The following is a 2,934-nucleotide window of genomic DNA, read 5'->3' on the forward strand; positions in this document are numbered from 1 at the left end:
AATCAATTAGAGTTCGATAGAACTCTTTACTTAGGAATCCCTCACTTCTAAACGAAGTGAAAGTGGAGGTAGTTCAAATATTAATCTATTGGAAATGCCTCGTTTCCTAATTCCTTAAGTACTTTTGCCAAGAGATGGTTTGTCTCTTCGGATAGTATTTCCTCTGTTTCTATTAATCTAGAAAGTCTATTTGTAAACTCTGAAGCATACAAAAGCTTCGTACTAGCTTTTTCATCTTCTTTAAACAATTGTTCATTCTTCATGGATTGGATTAATAGTTGAATAATCATTTGTTTATGTTGTTCTTTCCTCTTTCCATGGTACATATCAATCCCTAACCAATGACGAACAATTCGTTCAGCGTCCCTTGCTTCTGTTATATCTATCCTAGATACAACAAAGGTTAGCTTGTTCCATGTTAATTTTGCAACTTCATTTGAATAATTTGAAGGAAAGAAGAAAAAGTTTTGGTGTGTAATTCTTTGCCGCTCTTTAATCCAACGAAATAGTTCCTGCTTTCCTAGATGAATATCTATTTCTACAAAAAATACGGGAAATGGAGACGTTGTTTTTTCCTCATTTATTGTACAATCGGGCTTGAACACCAATTCACCTAGATATGCGTGGTGTACAGGTTCCAATTCATCTCGATATACTCTAATTCCATCCGTTTCATACCAGGCTTGAAGAATAGCTTCGATCTCTTCTTCAGATATAAGAATCGTATTCATCTCTTGCTGCGTAAAAAGTAAATACTCTAAAAGCATTCTTCGACCTTCTACTGTAAGTCCTCCTGGTGCATAATCTCCTTTTTCTGTGCGATCAAACATAATATAGTCGTATTCAGCATGATTATGAATTGAAAATAAGTCTGAATCCCTTTTATTTTCGTTTCTAAGGAGTGTTTGTAACCTGCGCCTATTCATTATATTCCGATAACGAATATCGTTTCTAATGGAACGTAAGAAGCTTTTCCAAGATTGTAGATAAGCATAGTCCGTATACCCCTCACTTATTAGCTGGTTTAGCATTTTATCCTCACCATTCATCATAAGACAAGTCCAAAGAGATTGATTCAGAAGGAAAAGGGATTCACCCCAACACAATTATGACAAATCCCCAATTGAATGAGTATTATAAACAACACAGCAAAACATACAAGAAAAAATCAAATTCTAATCAGTCTCTACAAAAGCGTTCTGTTGCCTTTCCTCCTGTTGATTATCGCCGCATAAGTGCAGAACGAAACATAGAAAATGCCAAAAGAAAGTATATGAAAATGTCAAAAAAAGAACTTGTACAGCGACTACTCTTGGCGGAGCAATATATTGCAGAAAACAATCGAACTTGGATAGAGGAGCAATTTATGAAATTTAAGTAAGTTCTCTTGGTTAAATCACCCTAAGTTTCATTAAATATTCTTTTTCAACAACCAAGGTTTTACTTGGGGTACAGATCGCAAAATGGAAAAAACACGCTAAGGATTTTCGAATCATTGTAACACTAATTTAAATTGTATTGTATTCGAAATTAGATAGACCATTTCGATAAGTTGTATTGTATTAAGTGCTAGTTAAATTTAAAAGATTTCATTAAAATAAGGTATAATATAAATTTCAATTTTTTAATGGAGGAAAAATTATGGAACGAGTCGATGTAGTATATGCACTTATTTATGATGATACAAACAGAAAAATTCTTATGGTCGGAAACAAACGTGAAAATGGTAGTGAATGGAGCCTCCCAGGAGGGGCAAGAGAAAGTGGAGAAACTTTGGAACAGGCAGTTATCCGTGAGACATTTGAAGAAACAGGGTTAAAAGTAGAAATTAAAGATGTATTTGCTATTAATGAAAAGTTTTTTCCACATGCACATGCTGTAATATTCACTTTTGTAGCTAGAATAGTCGGAGGCGAAATATCTATTCAAGACAAAAATGAAATTGCTGATATTAGTTGGATAAACATAAAAGAAGCTGAAGAAATTATGTTTTATTTCCCTGATGGTGTTCAAAATTTATTAGAAAAAAGACTAGTAGCTCCTTACTACTTCCAAACTAAGTAGAACAAACAGAGCGATTACATAGTTTAAAAAATTTAGAAAGCTAATTCTATCTATATATTAAGAAAGAATTAGCTTTTTGGTATTTATTTTTCTTAGCCTGGTTATTTCCGAAATGCTGGTGGTACACTTACTTGATGACAGCCAATACAAATGTTGTGGTAAATGAGGTCATTTGTGATACAAAAAAAGGATAGTACATACAGAATTATTCTGCTTGTATCTATCCTTTTCTTTTTTTCTTATATAATGTGTAACATTATATATTTATTCTTGTTGAAACAAATATGGATTCAAATTTCTTGAATCTAAATAAAACTTAGTAAGGCACTCTCTTTTATGTATTTCCTCTATTTTTAATCGATTACGATTTCATTTATATTTAGCTTGTTTAAGGTCTTTTTATAAAAACGCATTACTTTTTGAGCATGCTGTATAGCTATTAATCCATCTTGAACGGTAAGGGCTTCAAAATATGGATAACGAATGTCAGTAGCATAACCATTCAGCTGCACGCATTGTTCTAAAATCAATGAGAACTTCTCATCTATTCTACAACAAGATTTGTGCAGCATTAAAAGGTTATGAGTTTTAGGGACTGGTCTACCGTTTAGTGCAAGAAATCCTTTTAGGAGTTTCTCCACACATTGTTGACTATGATAACAAATAATTGCAGTAGGGAAAGGTTTCATATGAGATAAGTAAATAGCAGAATCCAAATCGGATTTTGCAATGGATACCCACTCTTTTAGATCCTCAATATTTCTCATATAGGACGGTCCCTTCTAGTGCAATCTTATGTTCCATAGTTACATTACGGCTAGCACGTTCTTGAAACTCTTCTGGCCCATACACTAAAATATCAACTGGCGT

The 2,934-nt window shown here is 33.2% G+C and carries 2 protein-coding genes and 2 pseudogenes; 1 reads left to right on the forward strand and 3 read right to left on the reverse strand.

What is annotated here, in order from left to right; translation table 11 throughout:
- Positions 1–80: 80 nt before the first annotated feature.
- Positions 81–1,064 (reverse strand): annotated as a pseudogene (locus tag C4S65_RS33805) (hypothetical protein); the annotation flags it as partial.
- A gap of 577 nt (positions 1,065–1,641) precedes the next feature.
- Between C4S65_RS33805 and C4S65_RS33815 the strand changes: the two are divergent.
- Positions 1,642–2,064 (forward strand): NUDIX hydrolase, encoded by a 423-nt coding sequence (locus C4S65_RS33815; RefSeq protein WP_000442633.1) that lies wholly within the window; start codon positions 1,642–1,644, stop codon positions 2,062–2,064.
- Positions 2,065–2,417: 353 nt separating this feature from the next.
- Here the strand turns inward: C4S65_RS33815 and C4S65_RS33820 are convergent, their stop codons facing one another.
- Together C4S65_RS33820 and C4S65_RS33825 are read right to left on the reverse strand one after the other, a co-directional pair.
- Positions 2,418–2,831: a HEPN domain-containing protein gene (locus C4S65_RS33820; protein ID WP_098436937.1), complete on the reverse strand. Its 414-nt coding sequence runs from the start codon at positions 2,829–2,831 to the stop codon at positions 2,418–2,420.
- Positions 2,818–2,934 (reverse strand): annotated as a pseudogene (locus C4S65_RS33825) (nucleotidyltransferase domain-containing protein); the annotation flags it as partial. The gene C4S65_RS33820 and the pseudogene C4S65_RS33825, both read right to left, overlap by 14 nt.

The organism is Bacillus sp. ok061, from assembly GCF_900108285.1.
In the GTDB taxonomy this organism is placed as follows: domain Bacteria; phylum Bacillota; class Bacilli; order Bacillales; family Bacillaceae_G; genus Bacillus_A; species Bacillus_A thuringiensis_S.

Bases quoted from the DNA above. Each gene is read 5' to 3' on its own strand.
- C4S65_RS33815 (WP_000442633.1), top strand. From the start codon at position 1,642: ATGGAACGAGTCGATGTAGTATATGCACTTATTTATGATGATACAAAC.
- C4S65_RS33820 (WP_098436937.1), bottom strand. From the start codon at position 2,831: ATGAGAAATATTGAGGATCTAAAAGAGTGGGTATCCATTGCAAAATCC.